Genomic DNA, 19,931 nt, shown 5'->3' on the forward strand with positions numbered 1-19,931 from the left:
CTTTTCTTTTTTATAGTGTAATCAAAACATTGAAGCTGTAACTTTTCATAGTGGGGTAGTTGAATCCATCTCCATAACCACTGCTTACATCCGGATCAGAATTTCCAATATTCGTTACATCAATATCTTTTGTTTTCTTGTACAACGGCGACCAGGTGAACAGGTTTTCGCCAGAAAGACCCACCCGAACGGCCTGAAGCCCCATCCGTTTTACCATTGCCCCGGGCAAGCTATATCCTATCTGAATATTTTTTAACCGGGTATAAGAAACATCCTGCAGATACCGGGTTTGGGCATTCAATTTTAACGACTCATTGTAACCGGCATACCGGGGGAAATAGCCATTAGGATTGTCTGTGGTCCAGTAATTATTCAAATGCCAGGCGGGCAGATTATTATAAGGCCGGTTGTACTGTCCCCAAAAAATGGATTCATTACTGGGATACCAATTCTGTTTGCCTACCCCCTGGATAAATGCAGAAAAGTAGATATTGTTCCAATCAAGGTTCACTGTAAAGCTATACAGGTAGCGGGGCGTTTTATTCCCGATGATTTTTTTATCGCCATGGCTGGACAGAGTATTGTTTCCATAATCAATCACGCCGCTATTATCCAAATCGGCAAACCGGATATCGCCGGGATAAATTTTTCCGGAGCTGGACGATTTAATAAGCGGTTGTTTAGGCGCTTTATCTATTTCGTCCTGGTTTTGAAAAAGCCCTTGTGTTACATAGCCCCATATTTCGCCCAACTGCTGTCCCACATAATAATCGCTTAAGCTGCCGGTTGCATTGTTATACCGGTCAATACGCGAATGATTATCGGCCAATGTAGCCTTAAGGCTATAGTTGAAAGGCTTATCTGCCACCGGGAAAAAATCAGCGTATCCAAGCGAAATTTCAAAACCCTTTGTGGTCAGATCCGCATAGTTCCCTTTGGGAGAACTTGCGCCAAATACATCCGGTAAGGTTTGACCAACGGTATACATATTTAGTGTTTTCCGGATGTAATAATCTCCCGTAAAAGTAAGCCGGTTCTTAAGAAATGCAATGTCCAGTCCGTAGTTGGCGGTTTGTGCCGTTTCCCAGGTTAAATTATCCGGAATGACTCCTGGGGCGCTGGTTTGGGGATTCTTAGCTCCATTCAAAATCCGGCCGGAAGTAGAGATGGAAAAATTTTCCAAATAGGAATAAGGATCTATATTTCCATTTCCCAGTGCGCCATAAGATGCTCTCAGCTTCAAATCGGAAATAGCTGAAGGGCTTATATTCCAAAAATGCTCCCTTGAAACACGCCAGCCGGCAGATACCGATGGAAAGAAGCCCCACTGTTCATTAGTGGGAAATTTAGAGGATCCATCATAGCGGCCATTCACCTCAAACAGATAGCGTTCATCAAAAATATAATTAAACCGGTAGAAGAGCCCCGAAGTGCGGTACTTGTTATACCCGCCGGTAGCAGTAACTGAATTTCCCAGCGCAAGATTAATATTTTGCGTTTCGGGAGATAATAAGCCGTTCTTAGTAATGTATTTCGAATCGTACACCCTTTGATCATAGTTGTAACCCAACAGTCCTTTTATGTAATGCTTTGCAAAACGTTTTTCATAATCGGCATACAGGTTAGCGGTCAGATAATTCCAGCGCTGATCGGCAGTATAAATATTATCATTCGACGATGTTTCTAAAAACAAAACCTGACCTTGTTTTACACTATAAGGCACCGGCACTCTTACGCGGGTAAGCTCATATTTTTGGGAGCGATAGGTAAAATCGCCTTTAACATGGAAACTATTATTAAAGAACTTCGTTTCAAAACTGGTAGTGTTACGAATATTTGACTGTGCATTGTTCCGCACATTTTTCCCATAAATAAAATCCCCGACTGTATAAGCAGCAGAATAGCTAAAGGTGCCGTCCGGATTAAAAATAGGCGATGTGGGGTGGCCCTCATCAGCAATATTCCTCCAGATAACACCGCCCTCTCCAGCAGTAATGGGATCGCGGTAGGAGTAATAAGAATAATCCATGTTGTTGGAGATCTTCAACCAATCCGTTACCTGTAGCCCCTGTTTTGCACGCATGCTGTAATTTTTGTACAGATCAGGACTGTAATTATAGATACCATCACTGCCGAAATAACGGCCCGACAAATAGTAATCGAACTTATCTGACCTGCCACTTACAGAAAGATTATGCTGTTGCGTGAAAGTAGATTTTTTAAGCAGCGCGCCATAGTAATCTTCATTGCCATAATAAACATAAGTACCATTCGCATCTACCGTAACCTCATCGGTGATTCCCTGCTCCTTTCTTTTTTTAAACTCCTCCAGCCAGTCTAATGTAAAAATCTGGGTCTTGTTCAATTTTGCGGGAACTGATGAATAGTTGTTCCAGGCGTTATAGGCTTCATAAAAATGAGAAGCATATACATAGCCATCCGTAACAAAGTTGGGCCGGGTGTCTTGTTTTTGAATAGAAGCGCTTCCTGAATAGGTAACCGCTACTTTCCCTTTTTTAGCGCTTTTGGTTGTAATGAGCACCACGCCAAACGTTCCTTTAGAGCCGTACACAGCCGCTGAAGCTGCATCTTTCAATACGGTAACAGACTCCACATCATTGGGATTTAATGTAGCAGGATCACCCTCCACTCCATCAATTAAGATAAGCGCGCTTCCTCCCTGCCCGATTGAAGTGGTACCCCGGATATTATACTCAACAGACCGGTTGGGTTTTGCATCCAGGATATTTACATTCAGATTAGGTATAGCCCCCTGAAGCATCTGCGAAATGGAAGGCTGTACACGTCCCTCCAATGCGGCGCCGCTCAACTGATCCACTGCCCCGGTAAGATTGATCTTCTTTTGTGTCCCATACCCCACAACCACAACATCGCTCAACTGGTTGGCAAGCGGCTGCAAGGCATGCGACAGTTGCAATAAATGCGTACCGTCATATTGCACATTCTTCACAGAAAGCGCCTCATAACCAACGGAAGATAGTTGTAGCTCATACGCTCCACGCTTTAGTCCATAAAAAGCATAATGGCCCTGTTCATCCGCCAGCACCTGTCTTGAAAAAGCGCCGTCATTGCTTTTTAATTTAACCGTGGCATTAGGCACGGCCGCGCCCGTTTTGTCTTTGATAATGCCATCAATGGATTTGCCCTTATCCTGGGAAAAAACACCTAGTGCCATGCACAATAAGGCACATAAAAGATAAAAGGGCTTCATACGGTTTTTAAAACTTATTTCCCTGAGCATCTTATTTTTTTTGGTTATTAAAAAATGAACTATTCATTGAGATCTGCAGAAAATACGCTGTGCTGTTATAATTATGATTTCATTTTAGCGGTCGCAAAAATACTATTCGCGCCATGAGACCAAATAAATACAGCGTTAACAAATTATGTTGTTTTTACCCACCCGTAATTGGTCTACATCCTGTGGTAACCCCTATTTCCTGCCATTATTATGCTGTTTCTTCCGGAGCTGGTACCTGTTCCGCTGTTATAATCCTATTCATCTTTGAATTTTCCTGCAACCGCAATTTTTATGGCAGACATATTTTATTCAATCGTTTTTAAAACTAATCTAAAGATGAAATTAAAGTTTTAAAACATTATTTAAAGCAACAATTAATTGAATTCAATAATTATAAATGGTTAATCGAGGTCTATTATGTTAACAATAAACTATGTATCAATATATTAAATCATAAACAAACTTAAACTAAAATAATTATGAAACTTTAACATCGGTAGTTAAACGGGGAAATACGCCATCTGTAGCGGGCGCGCAACGTGTTCACCTATGGGCATAAAAAAACCCTCCAGTAAAAAACTGAAGGGTTCAATAAGAATGGCAGCTACCTACTCTCCCGCATTGTGGTGCAGTACCATCGGCCATAAGGGGCTTAACTTCTCTGTTCGGTATGGGAAGAGGTGAACACCCTTGGAAAAACCACCATAAAATCTTTCTCGCTTTATCCCTCTCCTTTAGGAGAGGTTAGGTGAGGTAATAATATAACATATTGGAAAAACTGTCAGGAGTTTATACATAACACAATTTAAAAAAATTAAAGCGTACGGGCAATTAGTACTACTCGGCTTTGATGTTACCACCTTTACACCTGTAGCCTATCAACGTCATAGTCTCTGACGGCCCTTAAAAGTAAACTCATCTTGAGGCAGGTTTCACGCTTAGATGCTTTCAGCGTTTATCCTGTCCGTACTTAGCTACTCAGCATTGCACCTGGCGGCACAACTGATACACCAGCGGTACGTACGACCCGGTCCTCTCGTACTAAGGTCATGTCCTCTCAATTTACTAACGCCCACCACAGATAGGGACCGAACTGTCTTGCGACGTTCTGAACCCAGTTCACGTGCCACTTTAATCGGCGAACAGCCGAACCCTTGGGACCTTCTCCAGCCCCAGGATGTGACGAACCGACATCGAGGTGCCAAACCTCCCCGTCGATATGAGCTCTTGGGGGAGATCAGCCTGTTATCCCCGGAGTACCTTTTATCCTTTGAGCGACGGCCCTTCCATACAGAACCGCCGGATCACTTTAGCCGACTTTCGTCCCTGCTCGACCTGTTTGTCTCACAGTCAAGCTCCCTTATACTAATGCGCTCTGCGTACGATTACCAACCGTACTGAGGGAACCTTTGCAAGCCTCCGTTACTCTTTAGGAGGCGACCACCCCAGTCAAACTACCCACCATGCACTGTGTGACTCGCGTCATTAGATTCTAAATCAAAGAAGGTTGGTATTTCAACGACCGCTCCACAATGGCTAGCGCCACTGCTTCATAGCGTCCCAACTATGCTACACATCCGTAATTCAAAATCAATGCAAAGTTGTAGTGAAGGTTCACGGGGTCTTTCCGTCCCGTGGCGGGTAACCGGCATCTTCACCGATACTACAATTTCACCGGGCTCGTGGAGGAGACAGCGTTCAACTCATTAGACCATTCGTGCAGGTCGGAACTTACCCGACAAGGAATTTCGCTACCTTAGGACCGTTATAGTTACGGCCGCCGTTTACTGGGGCTTCAGTCAGGAGCTTTGACTTGCGTCGAACACCCTTCCTTAACCTTCCAGCACCGGGCAGGTATCAGGCTCTATACGTCATCTTTCGATTTTGCAGGGCCCTATGTTTTTGTTAAACAGTTGGTTGAACCATTTTACTGAGACCACATCGCTGTGGTATGCTTTATCCCGAAGTTACAGCATCAATTTGCCTAGTTCCTTCTCCACGGCTCACCCGAGCGCCTTAGAATACTCATCCCGTCTACCTGTGTCGGTTTGCGGTACCGGCTGCTATGCTCGCTTTTCTTGGAAGCACTCTCACTGCTGCGTTTCACCCGAAGGTTCCACTCGTCTAATCCGTCAGACTAGGCAGCTAACATGCTCCGTCACTTTTAATGCATAGCAGGCGCAGGAATATTAACCTGCTTTCCATCGTCTACCCCTTTCGGGTTTGACTAAGGACCGGGCTAACCCTGATCCGATTAACGTTGATCAGGAACCCTTAGACTTTCGGCGATAAGGTTTTTCACCTTATTTATCGTTACTTATGCCTACATTTTCTTTTGAAACCGCTCCAGCATGCGTCGCCACACACCTTCGTCGCCGTTTCAATGCTCCCCTACCGATGTATCCGCCGAGGCGGACAATCATAGAGCTTCGGTTCATGGTTTAATACCCGATTATTTTCCGCGCAGAATCTCTCGACCAGTGAGCTGTTACGCACTCTTTAAATGAATTGCTGCTTCCAAGCAAACATCCTGGCTGTTATAGAAATTTCACATCGTTTGTCTAACTTAACCATGTATTGGGGACCTTAGCTGCTATTCTGGGTTATTTCCCTCTCGGCCATGGACCTTAGCGCCCACAGCCTCACTCCCGGAGATATGTACTAGCATTCGGAGTTTGTCAGGGTTTGGTAGGCGGTGAAGCCCCCTAGCCCAATCAGTAGCTCTACCTCTAGTACACTTCTAAAATCCGAGGCTGTTCCTAAAAACATTTCGGGGAGAACGAGCTATCTCTCAGTTTGATTGGCCTTTCACCCCTATCCACAGTTCATCCCAAGACTTTTCAACGTCAACGGGTTCGGTCCTCCAGTGTGTGTTACCACACCTTCAACCTGACCATGGATAGATCACAAAGTTTCGCGTCTACCCCCACTGACTAAGCGCCCTATTTGGACTCGCTTTCGCTACGGCTCCGTTTTATCAAAACTTAACCTCGCCAGTGAGGAGTAACTCGTAGGCTCATTATGCAAAAGGCACGCCGTCATCCGCCAAAGGCGGACTCCGACCGCTTGTAGGCGTACGGTTTCAGGTACTATTTCACTCCCTTATTCAGGGTGCTTTTCACCTTTCCCTTACGGTACTGGTTCACTATCGGTGTCTGAGGAGTATTTAGCCTTACCAGATGGTGCTGGCAGATTCAAGCAGGATTCCTCCGGTCCCGCCCTACTCAGGATACTACACGTCCTCGTTAATTTCCGCTTACGGGGCTATCACCCGCTTTGGCTCAATTTTCCAAAAGATTCTGCTTGATAACGATTTCTAAAAGTAGTCCTACAACCCCAGCTCCGCACGCGAAGCTGGTTTAGGCTCTTCCCTGTTCGCTCGCCACTACTTAGGGAATCATTCGTTTATTTTCTTTTCCTCCGGGTACTTAGATGTTTCAGTTCTCCGGGTTGGCTCTCATTGCTGAGTGCTATACCTTCAGTATAGCAGGTTGTCCCATTCGGAAATCTCGGGATATAATACTTGTGTGCAGTTCCCCCGAGCTTATCGCAGCTTACCACGTCCTTCATCGCCTCTCAGACCCTAGGCATCCACCATACGCCCTTAATTGCTTTAAAAAAGTTGTTAAACTTAATTAATATGAGGCCAGCATCTCTGCTGGACTTGATTTTTAGTTTAATTGTAGATTGTTACCCGACCACATTTCTTCAGACCAACCATAATAAATTATAGTGTGATGATCAAATTTGCGATCGAATTTGTTAGGTACTCTCCTAACAGTTTTTGTTTTCCAATATGTCAAAGAACTCTATTCAATTTAAAATATAAAATAATAAATTGAAAATGTAGATGTTCAGATTACGAACCTGTACGCTTTCGATACTACCGAAACGGACATCTATTATTTAAAGAACTAATTTTAAATCCTAAATTTTACATTTAGCTTTCAAAATTTCTTGTGGAGGATATCGGAGTCGAACCGATGACCCTCTGCGTGCAAGGCAGATGCTCTAGCCAACTGAGCTAACCCCCCATTCTGGGCAGAAAGCTCAACGCTTAATGCTTAACGCTTTCTGGCGTTTGGCGTTCAGCTTTTAGCCTTCAGCATTTTTGGTAGACCCGACCAGATTTGAACTGGTGACCCCTACATTATCAGTGTAGTGCTCTAACCAGGCTGAGCTACGGATCTATCTAACTAATGGGCCAATGTGATAATTAGCTAATGTGCTAATTGCCGTTGGCTTTAGATGCCGTTCTCAAATTGGCCATCAGGTCTTATGTAAAGAACTTTTTTTGTAGTCCATGGTCCATTGACCATAGTCCATCGATAAATAAGTTTGAAAGATCAGGAAGCAATAGCAACAGGTAAGTGTTGCTCTAAAAAGGAGGTATTCCAGCCGCACCTTCCGATACGGCTACCTTGTTACGACTTAGCCCCAATTACCAGTTTTACCCTAGGCAGCTCCTTACGGTTACCGACTTCAGGTACACCCGGCTTTCATGGCTTGACGGGCGGTGTGTGCAAGGTCCGGGAACGTATTCACCGTATCATTGCTGATATACGATTACTAGCGATTCCAGCTTCACGCAGTCGAGTTGCAGACTGCGATCCGAACTGAGAGAAGGTTTTTGGGATTAGCTCCCTGTCACCAGGTGGCAACCCTTTGTCCTTCCCATTGTAGCACGTGTGTAGCCCTGGGCATAAAGGCCATGATGACTTGACATCATCCCCTCCTTCCTCGCGTCTTACGACGGCAGTTTCACTAGAGTTCCCAGCGTTACCTGATGGCAACTAGTGATGGGGGTTGCGCTCGTTGCGGGACTTAACCCAACACCTCACGGCACGAGCTGACGACAGCCATGCAGCACCTTGCTTTGTGTCTATTGCTAGAAATACCGCTTTCACGGTACGGCACTCGCATTCTAGCCCAGGTAAGGTTCCTCGCGTATCATCGAATTAAACCACATGCTCCACCGCTTGTGCGGACCCCCGCCAATTCCTTTGAGTTTCAATCTTGCGATCGTACTTCCCAGGTGGGATACTTAATGCTTTCGCTCAGACACTTATTGTGTATCACAAATGTCGAGTATCCATAGTTTAGGGCGTGGACTACCAGGGTATCTAATCCTGTTTGATCCCCACGCTTTCGAGCCTCAGTGTCAATATATGTGTAGCCAGCTGCCTTCGCAATTGGTGTTCTATGTCATATCTATGCATTTCACCGCTACATGACATATTCCGCTAACCTCCACAATATTCAAGACTGATAGTATCAATGGCAGTTTCCGAGTTAAGCCCGGAGATTTCACCACTGACTTACCAACCCACCTACGCTCCCTTTAAACCCAGTGAATCCGGATAACGCTTGCACCCTCCGTATTACCGCGGCTGCTGGCACGGAGTTAGCCGGTGCTTATTCATCTGGTACCGTCAGTTGAGCTAGAAAGCCCCTTTTTCGCCCCAGATAAAAGAAGTTTACAATCCAGAGGACCTTCATCCTCCACGCGGCATGGCTGGTTCAGAGTTCCCTCCATTGACCAATATTCCTTACTGCTGCCTCCCGTAGGAGTCGGGCCCGTGTCTCAGTGCCCGTGTGACTGGTCGTGCTCTCACACCAGTTAATGATCGTTGACTTGGTGCGCCGTTACCACACCAACTATCTAATCATACGCACACCCGTCTCTAAGCGTGTTGCCACTATAATATTATTGAGATGCCTCAACAACATGTTACGAAGTATTAATCCAAGTTTCCCTGGGCTATCCTCCACTTAAAGGAAGGTTGTGTACGTGTTCCTCACCCGTTTGCCGGTCGCCGCCAGGTATTGCTACCCGCGCTGCCCCTCGACTTGCATGTATTAAGCCTGCCGCTAGCGTTCATCCTGAGCCAGGATCAAACTCTCCGTTGTAAATGAGTTTTGATACTGACCGTTTAACTTCAAAGTAACGCTCGACTCGCGTCGATCGTTCTTAAATTAACGTGTCAAATCGAATTTTAATTTTCGCTTGACTTACCTTTCTGTTCTCTCCGCATCACTGCGGAGATGTAGATTGTGCTATTGCTTCCATACTTTCAAAGAACTTTGACCAATGTGATAATGTGCAAATATGAAAATTTGAAAATTATTCACCCGATCTCTGTTGATAACCCGGTCTCGAACCAGTACGACCCCTATCGATCATTATCAGCTATTTTTAAGAACTAAACCCGTTATTTTGGGGTTGCAAAGATACGCATTTGTTTTCAAATCAGCAAAATTATTTTGAAAATAATTTTGCAAGATCAAGAAACCAACTATCTGTATTTGAAGAACTTACCAACTATATTTCCAGAAAAGGAACCCAAGAAAATGCGCTGCTTTTTAAAAAAGCGGACTGCAAAGATAGAATATTTATTTCTAATTTTTACAAAAAAACAGGATAAATTTTCAACTATTTTTTTGAATGGGAGTGGTATGTATAAGCGGAATTGCCAACGAGGAAACCTCTATAGAATTCATTATGTATAAACGCTTTCAATCATAAGCCCTATGGGCGTTTCAGCGTTTTTGTAACCTTTATTTCTTCTCAGAGAACTACCCCGTTTCACAAACGGAGTGCAAATATAGAACAGTTTTTGAAACTACAAAACTTATTTCACGCTTTTTTTTAAAATATTAGATATTGTTGCTAAAAAGCCCGTCCATTCAGGGTTTTGTCTGGCGCCACTAATTAAAACCTTGCTTCTCTATAATGAATCAATGCCGTTTCCGTGAGCATTCAGAAACACAGAAAAGGCGGAACTCCTGGATAGACGCATTAAGCCTCTAAGTATACATCGTTCCTACAATCATTGGTTGCTTTATTTTTCTACTTTTTTCCCGAAAGCATTCGGGATTGCTCACTCTTTTATTCCCGATCAATCGGGGAAAAAAGTGAGAGAAAAAACAGAACAGAATGAATCACTTAATAAAAATTAGAGCCCTATATTAATAAACAACTCTTTGTGCGGGCTATTATTGACAATGCATTATTCCAAGGATAATGAACAGCAGCTTAAAAGTGTCAGAAACCGACATTCAATAATATATCATCAGGGTAATTAACCTTCATGAGCGTGAGCCCGTGCGCTGGCGCGTCAAAAAAAGCGGCTCCAAAACGGGGGGTCTCCAGCAACTGCCGGAACCCATCCATCGATAGGCGCCCCCGCCCTACCTTAAGCATGGTAGCTACCAGGGCACGCACCATCCCCCGTAAAAAACGGTTGGCGGTAACCTGGTAATACAATCCGTATTCCGTTGTACCCCATTGGCTTTCGATAATAGTGCACTGGCAGGTTTTGACCTGTGTATTTTTTTTTGAGAAACTGGTAAAATCAGTGTATTCCTTAATCAGTGTAGCGGCTGTTTGCAGTTCCTCCTCATCTAACTTATAGGGGAAATAATAGGCGGTATCCGCCAAAAACGGGTTTTTAAACCGGTACAGATTATATTGATAACTCCTGCTGCCGGCGTCAAACCGGCTATGCGCATCGGGTGGTACTTCAAAAATGTTTTTTATGACGATGTCCGCGGGGAGTATCGCGTTCAGGTTATAGATCCAATTGGGGTCGAACGACTGCACGCAGTCGAAATGAAAAAAATTCTGTTGGGCATGCACGCCGCTGTCTGTTCTGGAAGAGCCGGTCAGCACAAGCGGCTGCTTTAAAAAAATAGAAAGCGCTTTCTGGATCGCTCCCTGAATGGTGCTGCCGGTTTGCTGGATCTGGAATCCGCTGTAACGGGTTCCCTTATAGCTTACTTCCAAAAAATAACGCATGGCCTATTTCAGCGCATTAAATTTATCGGCATAATACGAATCTTTCAGTTCTGATTGCAGGGAGGAAAAATTCTCAGGGTCTACCAGATGCGTTTTTGCGGCTTCAAACAAATTATACTTGCCGGCATTGGACAAAAACATACTGCTGATATATTTTACCTGGCTTACCGAGTAACATTTATTCCGGAAGGCTCTTTTTGCCTCTTCAATCATTTTGTCGTCATTATCTTTAGCTGCCATATCCCTGCGCAGTGCCAGGAAATCATCCTCTGTAGCAACCGATTTACAATTTCCGGAGGGCGCTCCTTTTTCGGCAACCGGCTCACTTTTATTTTTTCTTTTCCCGGAAGTTCCCGACCCATCTGCATTTTGGCGGATAGCCGGTTTTTCTTCCACTACAAATTTACCGGTGGTATTTTCCGGGGCTGCTGTTGCGGGTGCGGCCTCTACCACCGGTGCTGCTGCTCCGGCGCCACTATTTTCTGTAGCCGGAATGGTTATTTCGATCTGCTCCGGACCGGAACCTGTACTTCTGTCTTCATATACTGCAACGATACCTGTACCTGAAGAATGCTGGGATATTTTCACCACTGCATCTTTGCCGGGCTTAACAGAAGGCGCCGGACTTTCCTTTTGGGGCGCTGCAGCCTGTTTTTCCGCAACCACAGGCGCCGTTTTTGCCGCTTCATTCACCACTTCTTTAGGGGGTTCGGGGTTGGGCGCCGCTTTTACAACGGGCTTTTCTTCTTCTTTGGGTTGTTCCAGTATACTGGGATCATTGGTGGCTTTTGAAAGAGTTTGTGTAAAGCTGCTTGCGTTACTGTTTACGGGAGTTGTTGCAGGTTTGGGCGCAGCAGCAGGCGTTTGAGCAACCGCAGCCGGGGCAGCAGCTTGCTGCTGAGGTGCCTGCTGTTGCGGGGCTTGTTGCTGTTGTTCCTGCTTCTGTTCGCGCCGGCGCTGTGGCTTGGGCAGGGGTGCTTCCGCTTTGGCAAGAGCTGCCGCATCTGCAGCGCTCAGGGGTTTTTGAACCGCCATAGTCTGCAAATCAAATAAAGACCATCCTTCTGCCCCAAAATTTTTGATCAGATATCCTTTATCTTTCGAGTCAACATTGAATTTAAAATTCATTTCGGGCGTTTTGTTATCCGGGAATCCCACTGTAAGCCGGTAATCGCCATCTTTTAACTGGGGAAGGATCAGGTAACCCGAGGAATTGGCGTCAATTTTTTGCCCGTTTATCCTGATATAAAACGGCTGCGCCGGTTCCGTTTGCAGGTAAACAAAATATTTGGATTGAACGGTGTATTGAGCAAAAGACAGGTAGCCGGTTAAAAGGAAAAGGATCGCCAGTAAAAAACGCTTGTTCATAAAGTATGTATTAGTCTATCAGACAAAAATAAAAGAAAAATCAGCTTACAAATAAATCCGGCACTAAGGTAAACATTTGTTCCCGGAAAACGCTCAAATTATACTTTTGAGCAAACAATACAGCCTTGTCGATAACATTAAATTTCCCGCAGATTTTCGCGGATTTTTTTCGCCGATCAGCGCAGACCCATATCGGGATCCCAGAAAAAGGAAGTTCGGTCCCCGCTTCGTCTTTGACAAAGCCTTGTGAGATCCCCGGGCCTGACACAAAAAAGACCGATAATCCTATCAGTCTTAATCAATTATCTTATTAAAAACATTACTACCAACTGCCACCGGCACCGCCACCTCCGAAGCTTCCCCCTCCAAAACCGCCGAAGCCACCGCCCCCGCCACCGCCGCCGGACCAGCCACCGCCTCCACCCCCACCAGACCATCCCCCGGGGAAGATCCACGGGCCACCCTGGAATCCCCTGCGTGATACATAACCACCATTATTACCACCTCCACGGCTCATAAAAATCACAAAGACGATAACAACAATAACGACCAAGAGGATCATTCCGGCACCTACACCTCCCTTACCCTGATGGTAGTCATCCGGCGCTTTGAACTTACCGGCGGCCGCCTGGATGATGGCATCCGTGCCCTCCTGTAGTCCACGGTAATTCTGCCCGCTTTTAAATTCCGGGATAATGATCTGATCTACGATCTGTGACGCCACCAGGTCCGTAATGGCGCTTTCCAGTCCATAACCCGGTGCAATAAAGAGCCCGCGGTTGCTCTGCCCGTCTTTTTCGCCGGTGTTTATTAAAATAACAACGCCGTTGCCGGCCTTTTTCTGCCCGCCAACACCCCATTTCCTGCCAAGGGCGATGGCATAATCGTCTCTGGAATGCCCTTTCAGGTCGTCTACAATAACAACGGCTATCTGGTTAGACGTGCTGTCATCATAGGCCACCAGTTTCCGTTCCAGCTCCTGGTTTTGTTCAGGTGTAAGAAAATGACCGGTAAAATCATTCACCAGCCGGGGCGGGTTGGGTGGTGCCGGAATATCTTTTTCAATTTGTCCGAACGACAATAGTGAAACCAATAGAAAAGAAAGGAGAAAAAGTTTTTTCATAAATTACCTAAAAACCTTTTTAAAAATCTATTTGTAAGTTTTAAATGCTGATCTTTTCCCGCAGATAGCGCAGATCCCGATAGCCATCGGGACGCAGAGATACTCCTGCCGGACCGGCGATAATCTGCAGAGACTTTAGTCATGCAATATCGTTTTTAAATGAACCTAGCTGCCAAAAACAATATCATCCGGCAATTCGTTATGATCGGTTTCCCGGTCGTAGGGGAAAAAATTATGCAGGCCCTCACCGATCTGCTGCACATATTCACTGATACCCGCTGCAAAATCCTTTTTATTAAAATGCCCCAGGATGTGGCGCACCAGCCCGCTCCAATACTCCCGGCCGGTTTTATTGTAAATGCCTTCATCGCCAAAAATGGCTAGCTGCCGGTCCTTCAATGCCACATATAATAATACGCCATTACGTTCCCGGGTGGCGTCCATCTTCAGTTTGAAAAACACTTCAGCCGCACGGTCTACCGGATCCACATATTTGTTGCGATTTTCGATATACACCCGTATTTCACCACTGGTGCGGCTTTCAGCGGTGCGGATCGCATTTACGATCTGCTCCTTCTCGCTATCGCTGATTACGCTTTCCGGTTTTTTATTAAAGAGAGGAAACGACATGTGCTCAGAATTTTATTTCAACATTTTTGTCGGCGCCGGGATCTGCTTTAAATCCGTCCATTGCTTTAAACCCCAACATGCCGGCGCTCAGGTTTGTGGGAAAACTGCGCACCGTTTTATTATAATCGGCAACGGCTGCATTAAAATCTTCCCGCGCCACTTTTATCCGCCGTTCGTTGCCTTCCAACTGCGTTTGCAGGCCGCGGTAGGCTTCCGTTCCGTGCAGTTCGGGATATTTTTCGATAGAAATGATCATCCGGTTGGATGCCGCTGCCAATGAATCCTGCAAAGCCGATTGTTTGTTATAATTGGCAGCGTTCAAGTCGCTTCCCGTTCCCTGCATGGCCTTATTGCGTGCGTCGGCAACCGCCACAAACGTATTATGCTCAAAATTGCTCAGGCCTTTGACCACATTTACCAGGTTGGGCGTCAGATCCAGCCGGCGCTGGTAAGTACTTTGCACTTCACTCCATTTCTGTTGCACATTTTCCTGCTTTTTCACCAATTTATTGTAGGAGATAATTCCATACAATAATACAATTACTGCCGCAGCAATACCGTATAGATAAGATCGTTTCAAAACCGGGTCCTATATAAATTAAAACTGAACAGTTGGTGCTTTGTCTGCTCCGGGATCCGCCTTAAATCCTTCCTTGGCGTGGAAGCCAAACATTCCGCCCAGTATATTCATCGGGAAAGAACGAACTTTTGTATTATAAGACTGAACAGTCTGGTTGAAACTCTGGCGTTTGGCGCGGATATCATTTTCAATGCTTTCCAGTTGTCCCTGTAATTGTTTGAAGTTATCGGTCGCTTTTAACTGCGGATAGTTTTCCACTACCGCCAACAAGCGGCTTAAAGCGCTGCTCATTTCTCCTTGTGCCGCCTGAAACTTGGCCATATTTTCAGGAGTCAGATCATCAGCCTTGATATTTACGGATGTTGCTTTTGCACGCGCATTGATCACATCGGTTAATGTTTTTTGCTCAAAATTAGCCGCGCCTTTTACGGTGTTTACCAGGTTGCCTACCAGGTCATTCCGGCGCTGGTACTCTGCCTGAACGTTATTCCAGGCATTATTTACGTTTTCCTGTTCTTTCACCAGACCATTATACCCGTTACATCCCATAAAGCCTACAATAACCAGGAGAACGACTATTACCAGTGTAATTCCTTTCATACTTTTTTGTTTTAGTGTTTTTTATTTAACCAAATTTATAGTAAAACAACTGTAAGTTATTCAATTCAGCATTCTATTCTTAATAATAAGGCATAATATCGGCAAACGAATCTCAAATGCCGGCGAACTGACCTGCATTTACTCACGGCTGTACCTTCAGCAATACTTTTTTATCCAGGAACCATAACCTTCCTTTTCCGCTGGTGCCCAGAAAAATATCCGGGTTGCCGGTATAGTCGGGCTTACTTAACTGTAGTTCGGCATGTTGTGCGCTGTCCAGCCAGGGAAAATCAAATTGTTCTTTAGTATAATTTCCTTTGGGAAAGCTGGCATTCATATAGGCGGTCAGGATCGCGCCATAAATCTTTTCATCATAAAATAAAACCGCTTCCAGGCCATTGGTATTGGCTCCATTCCATTTAAAAGTTGCCATTTCCGGCGGATAGGTATGCAGGTCAATCAACTTTGCCAGCTTTGCTGTATCCTCTGAAATAGCCATACCCGCTTTTGTGAGGGTTACTTCAGAAGGTTTATTTTCTGGCTGTTTACCCGGATTGGTGCATGCAGCAACTATAATTATGAAACCTATATAAAAAAACATTTTTGTCATACAAGGAAATTTATAATCGTGCTATGATTTTGGGGAGTACAATAAACATCCCGATCAGCAGCGCTCCAATAGCAGCAATGAGCACGGCTGCCGCCGAAAGGTCTTTTATGATCTTAATAGCGGGGCGCTTTTCTGGAGATACAAAATCGCATAATTTTTCTATGGCGGTGTTTATCAGCTCCAACGCCATTACAGTGCTGATGCAGATAATAACCAGCAGCCATTCTATTTTGGAGACTCCCAGGAACCTGCATACAAGTATTATTAAAACAGCGGCAAACAGGTGAATGCGAAAATTCAGTTCCGAACGAACTGCTTCCCGCAGCCCGTTAAAGGCGTACCCGAAGCTGCGAAGGATCTTTTTTAATACGGACGACATGGGTGTAAATGTTGCCGCAAAGCTATACTAAATGCTCCTGGCTACGAAAATTAGCCACAGAGGCGCTGAAACACAGAAGTATGCACACGAAAAATTCTATTTTACAGACTCACAAAGATTTAATCAGTTGCCTATTTCTTCTTTGACGACGTAACAGGCCTTTTGATGGGTTTCTTTTTATTGGGAGCTTCCAATTTCTGAGTTTCTTTTTCCAATTCCATCGAAAACAGCGCCAGGGCGCATTTTTTACAACCCAGGGAATTGCCCTGTTCATAAATATCCTTCGCCCTATCCAAATCTCCCAGCAAGGCATGATAGGATCCTAAAACAGCATAGCCATTTGCGTCTCCGGTCCGAATTGCATCCTGAAGGATTTTCATAATTGTGGGATCAGGTTGCTGTTTTTTAGCCACCGGCGCCCCTTTTAAAAGCGCCGCCACCCCGCCCAGTTGCTCCGTGATCTTCAACCCGGCAAGGTCCAGGCAGGCCTTTGACAGGCCGCTGTCGCAAAGCGTTTTTAATGCTGTGGAATACCCTCCCGTACTATCATCCAAAAAGGCCCACGGGCTTTTCGCGGTCAGCTCGTAATATTGAGACAACAGGTTCGCTGTACGATCCGCTTGAATGGGGTTGGTTCTTTTTCCCGCGACTATCGTATCCGGATTGAAATCCCAAACCCCGTTTGCCACCCAATCGGACACCCCATACAACTTGTGATCCTTTAGCAGGAATTTAAAAATGCTTTTATCCGGGTATACAATGACCGTATCTCCTTTTTGAAAATACAGGCCTTCATCATAACCGCTGATATTTACCTTTCCGTTTCCGTCGAATACAAAAAAATGATATAGGGAGCTATCCGTTTTTTCATAATAATAGCCCTGGAGCTCGTTGGTAATTTTCTGCGCTTGACTACAGATAGACAGATTGACAAATAAACAGACTAGAAGCATGCGTTTTATCCGGATAGCAGGGGCCTGGCGGCAGCAGGTTTGTTTGGAGCAGTATTTCATGATTGTTATAAAAGAAGGCAAATGTATAACAAAGATGCGGGACCCGAAAGCCCCGCACTTCTAAAACAATTAAAATAAAGATATAGCTTTTATGCTTCTTCGATTGCCGCGATACCGGGCAACACTTTTCCTTCGAAAAATTCCAGCATGGCGCCGCCACCTGTTGAAACATAGCTTACCTTATCGGCAAAGCCGAATTTGTTTACAGCCGCCACACTATCGCCACCGCCTACTAAGGAGAAGGCGCCGTTCTGTGTTGCTTCCACTACTGCTTCCGCAATAGCCTTGGTACCGCCCTGGAATTTTGCCATTTCAAAAACGCCCATGGGTCCGTTCCACAAAATAGTTTTTGCTTTTTTTATCACGTTGCTGAACTGGGCTCTTGCCTCACCGGCAATATCCAATCCCATCCAACCATCAGGGATCGTGTTGCTTAAGGCTTCGGACACATCTGCATCTTCAGCGAATTTATTGGCAATGATGCTGTCGCCCGGCAGGTGAATGCATACATTTTTTTCTTTAGCCTTTTCCAGGATCTCCTTTGCGGTACCCAGGCGGTCTTCCTCACAAAGCGAGGCTCCGATCTTTCCTCCCATTGCTTTATAGAAAGTATAGGCCATACCGCCGCCGATGATAATATCGGTGGCTTTTTCCATCAGGTTCTCAATGATGAGTATTTTGTCGGAAACCTTTGCTCCGCCCAGGATGGCAACAAAGGGCTTGTTGCTCTGGTTCAATACTTTCTGTGCGCTGCTGACTTCATTTTCCATCAGCAGTCCGAACATTTTTTTGTCGGCCGGGAAAAATTTCGCGATGATCGCCGTGGAAGCATGGGCCCGGTGCGCGGTACCGAAAGCGTCGTTCACATATACGTCCCCCAGTTTGCTCAATTTTTCCGCAAAGGCTTCGTCACCTTTTTCTTCTTCCTTATAAAAACGCAGGTTTTCCAGCAACAATACTTCACCCGGGCGCATCATATCGGCGGTTAAATAGGCCTGCTCGCCAATACAATCATTCGCAAACAGAACGGTGGTTCCGCCCAGTAATGCGCTGAGGTGATTTACCAGGTGGCGGAGCGAAAATTTATCTTCCGGTCCGTTTTTGGGGCGACCGAGGTGACTCATTAAAATCACTTTACCGCCGTCCGCCAGGATCTTTTTTATGGTAGGCACTGCCGCCTTCATACGCGCATCGGAAGTAATCTCCATTTTATCATTCAGCGGCACGTTGAAATCAACGCGCACCAGCGCTTTCTGATCTTTAAAATTGTAATCTGAAAATTTTGACATACGAAAAGTTTAAAGTTTGGAAGAGACCAGTGAGGTTTTAAAAAACCTCACTGGTCTTAAAAAAACAAAAGCGGAACGAAGTGTTCCGCCTTAGCCTTTTATTGTTGAATTACTTGCTGATCAGTTTAGCAAAATAATCAACGGTACGTACCAGTTGCGATACATAGCTCATTTCATTATCATACCAGGATACAGTACGTACAATGTGCTTGTCTCCTACGGTCATTACTTTTGTTAAAGTAGCGTCGAATAAAGATCCGTAGTGCGTTCCGATAACATCGCTGCTTACGATCTCGTCTTCGTTGTAACCAAAGCTTTCATTAGCCGCTGCTTTCATAGCTGCGTTAATTTCTTCAGTTGTAGCCGCTTTTTTCAGGATCACATTCAACTCAGTGATAGAGCCGGTGATGGTTGGAACACGCTGTGCGCTGCCATCCAGTTTTCCTTTCAGGTTAGGCAATACCAAACCAATAGCTTTTGCAGCACCGGTGCTGTTGGGAACGATGTTCGCTGCAGCCGCCCGCGCTCTTCTCAGGTCACCTTTTGGATGCGGTGCATCTAAGGTATTCTGATCATTGGTATACGCGTGAATGGTGGTCATGATACCCAGCTCGATGCCATAAGTATCATCCAGCACTTTCGCCATTGGCGCCAGACAGTTGGTAGTGCAAGAAGCGCAACTGATAACGGTTTCGCTACCGTCCAGGATATCATGGTTTACATTAAATACTACGGTTTTCAGATCGCCGGTTGCGGGAGCTGAGATCACTACGCGTTTTGCGCCGGCAGCGATATGTGCTTCTGCTTTTGCTTTATCTGTAAAGAATCCTGTACACTCCAGTACTACATCCACATCATGATCTCCCCAGGGAATTTGTGAAGGATCTTTTTGTGCGTATATTTTTACTTCATGACCATCAACGATGATTGAATTTTCAGTAGCTTTTACGTCTTGTTTAAAGCCACCCTGAGCAGAGTCGTATTTTAACAGGTGTGCTAATACTTTAGGGCTGGTCAGATCATTGATCGCAACAACGTCGATACCTTGTTGGTTGTAGATCTGACGATACGCCAAACGGCCGATTCTTCCGAAGCCGTTGATGGCAACTTTTACTGTACTCATAGTTGTGTAAATAAATTTAGTTAAGTAAGAACTTTTTTTGGAGGCGTAAAGTTACAGTATTTTGTATGGAATACATATTAAAGAATTTCGATTTTTCCCTGACATTTATTAAAAACCGATTATTTTTTAATTTTTTTTTGGCGGTAATGTGCCGGA

Annotated in this window: 12 protein-coding genes, 2 tRNA genes and 3 rRNA genes; all 17 read right to left on the reverse strand. The window is 45.1% G+C overall.

The genetic code is table 11. From position 1 onward, the window contains the following. Window positions 1–10: 10 nt before the first annotated feature. The 17 genes from NIASO_RS09425 to gap all read right to left on the reverse strand — a co-directional run bounded on the left by NIASO_RS09425 (window position 11) and on the right by gap (window position 19,775). Window positions 11–3,232, reverse strand: a complete 3,222-nt coding sequence (locus NIASO_RS09425) for a SusC/RagA family TonB-linked outer membrane protein (RefSeq protein WP_245605249.1) — start codon at window positions 3,230–3,232, stop codon at window positions 11–13. 625 nt (window positions 3,233–3,857) lie between these two features. Then, window positions 3,858–3,969: ribosomal RNA gene (gene rrf / locus NIASO_RS09430) — 5S ribosomal RNA — on the reverse strand. 104 nt (window positions 3,970–4,073) lie between these two features. Then, window positions 4,074–6,880, reverse strand: a 23S ribosomal RNA gene (locus NIASO_RS09435). Window positions 6,881–7,222: 342 nt separating this feature from the next. Further along, window positions 7,223–7,296 (reverse strand) — tRNA-Ala (locus NIASO_RS09440). Between the two features lie 78 nt (window positions 7,297–7,374). Beyond that, window positions 7,375–7,452, reverse strand: a tRNA-Ile gene (locus NIASO_RS09445). 192 nt (window positions 7,453–7,644) lie between these two features. Then, window positions 7,645–9,172, reverse strand: a 16S ribosomal RNA gene (locus NIASO_RS09450). Together the 16S, 23S and 5S rRNA genes with 2 tRNA genes alongside form the textbook arrangement of a ribosomal RNA operon. A gap of 1,135 nt (window positions 9,173–10,307) precedes the next feature. Beyond that, entirely contained in the window at window positions 10,308–11,060 is a 753-nt protein-coding gene (gene truA / locus NIASO_RS09460) for a tRNA pseudouridine(38-40) synthase TruA (RefSeq protein ID WP_008585321.1), read from the reverse strand. 3 nt (window positions 11,061–11,063) lie between these two features. Next, window positions 11,064–12,428 (reverse strand): DUF4476 domain-containing protein, encoded by a 1,365-nt coding sequence (locus NIASO_RS09465; protein WP_008585323.1) that lies wholly within the window; start codon window positions 12,426–12,428, stop codon window positions 11,064–11,066. 322 nt (window positions 12,429–12,750) lie between these two features. Beyond that, window positions 12,751–13,551, reverse strand: coding sequence for a TPM domain-containing protein (locus tag NIASO_RS09475; RefSeq protein WP_008585324.1), 801 nt, complete (start codon window positions 13,549–13,551; stop codon window positions 12,751–12,753). A gap of 165 nt (window positions 13,552–13,716) precedes the next feature. Further along, a complete protein-coding gene (locus NIASO_RS09480) occupies window positions 13,717–14,181 on the reverse strand; it encodes a TPM domain-containing protein (protein WP_008585326.1) in 465 nt (154 codons plus the stop codon). A 4-nt stretch (window positions 14,182–14,185) separates the two neighbouring features. Next, window positions 14,186–14,761, reverse strand: coding sequence for a LemA family protein (locus tag NIASO_RS09485; RefSeq protein WP_008585328.1), 576 nt, complete (start codon window positions 14,759–14,761; stop codon window positions 14,186–14,188). Window positions 14,762–14,779: 18 nt separating this feature from the next. Next, the gene (locus tag NIASO_RS09490) at window positions 14,780–15,361 is read right to left on the reverse strand and encodes a LemA family protein (protein ID WP_008585329.1); all 582 of its coding nucleotides are present in this window, start codon (window positions 15,359–15,361) and stop codon (window positions 14,780–14,782) included. Window positions 15,362–15,503: 142 nt separating this feature from the next. Next, window positions 15,504–15,971, reverse strand: coding sequence for a hypothetical protein (locus tag NIASO_RS09495; protein WP_008585331.1), 468 nt, complete (start codon window positions 15,969–15,971; stop codon window positions 15,504–15,506). A 10-nt stretch (window positions 15,972–15,981) separates the two neighbouring features. After that, the gene (locus NIASO_RS09500) at window positions 15,982–16,350 is read right to left on the reverse strand and encodes a diacylglycerol kinase family protein (RefSeq protein ID WP_008585333.1); all 369 of its coding nucleotides are present in this window, start codon (window positions 16,348–16,350) and stop codon (window positions 15,982–15,984) included. Window positions 16,351–16,481: 131 nt separating this feature from the next. Next, window positions 16,482–17,303 (reverse strand): hypothetical protein, encoded by an 822-nt coding sequence (locus NIASO_RS09505; protein ID WP_052356505.1) that lies wholly within the window; start codon window positions 17,301–17,303, stop codon window positions 16,482–16,484. A 149-nt stretch (window positions 17,304–17,452) separates the two neighbouring features. Then, window positions 17,453–18,652 carry a phosphoglycerate kinase gene (locus tag NIASO_RS09510; RefSeq protein WP_008585337.1) on the reverse strand — a complete coding sequence of 400 codons (1,200 nt, stop codon included), beginning with the start codon at window positions 18,650–18,652 and terminating at the stop codon, window positions 17,453–17,455. Window positions 18,653–18,761: 109 nt separating this feature from the next. Beyond that, a complete protein-coding gene (gene gap, locus NIASO_RS09515; RefSeq protein ID WP_008585339.1) occupies window positions 18,762–19,775 on the reverse strand; it encodes a type I glyceraldehyde-3-phosphate dehydrogenase in 1,014 nt (337 codons plus the stop codon). Window positions 19,776–19,931 lie beyond the last annotated feature (156 nt).

Origin of the sequence: Niabella soli DSM 19437, assembly GCF_000243115.2 — a bacterium.
Lineage (GTDB): Bacteria > Bacteroidota > Bacteroidia > Chitinophagales > Chitinophagaceae > Niabella > Niabella soli.

Excerpts from the sequence above, each read along its gene's own strand:
- NIASO_RS09425 (WP_245605249.1), bottom strand. The coding sequence starts at position 3,232 with ATGAAGCCCTTTTATCTTTTATGTGCCTTATTGTGCATGGCACTAGGT.
- truA (WP_008585321.1), bottom strand. The coding sequence starts at position 11,060 with ATGCGTTATTTTTTGGAAGTAAGCTATAAGGGAACCCGTTACAGCGGA.
- NIASO_RS09465 (WP_008585323.1), bottom strand. The coding sequence starts at position 12,428 with ATGAACAAGCGTTTTTTACTGGCGATCCTTTTCCTTTTAACCGGCTAC.
- NIASO_RS09475 (WP_008585324.1), bottom strand. The coding sequence starts at position 13,551 with ATGAAAAAACTTTTTCTCCTTTCTTTTCTATTGGTTTCACTATTGTCG.
- NIASO_RS09480 (WP_008585326.1), bottom strand. The coding sequence starts at position 14,181 with ATGTCGTTTCCTCTCTTTAATAAAAAACCGGAAAGCGTAATCAGCGAT.
- NIASO_RS09490 (WP_008585329.1), bottom strand. The coding sequence starts at position 15,361 with ATGAAAGGAATTACACTGGTAATAGTCGTTCTCCTGGTTATTGTAGGC.
- NIASO_RS09495 (WP_008585331.1), bottom strand. The coding sequence starts at position 15,971 with ATGACAAAAATGTTTTTTTATATAGGTTTCATAATTATAGTTGCTGCA.
- NIASO_RS09500 (WP_008585333.1), bottom strand. The coding sequence starts at position 16,350 with ATGTCGTCCGTATTAAAAAAGATCCTTCGCAGCTTCGGGTACGCCTTT.
- NIASO_RS09505 (WP_052356505.1), bottom strand. The coding sequence starts at position 17,303 with ATGCTTCTAGTCTGTTTATTTGTCAATCTGTCTATCTGTAGTCAAGCG.
- NIASO_RS09510 (WP_008585337.1), bottom strand. The coding sequence starts at position 18,652 with ATGTCAAAATTTTCAGATTACAATTTTAAAGATCAGAAAGCGCTGGTG.
- gap (WP_008585339.1), bottom strand. The coding sequence starts at position 19,775 with ATGAGTACAGTAAAAGTTGCCATCAACGGCTTCGGAAGAATCGGCCGT.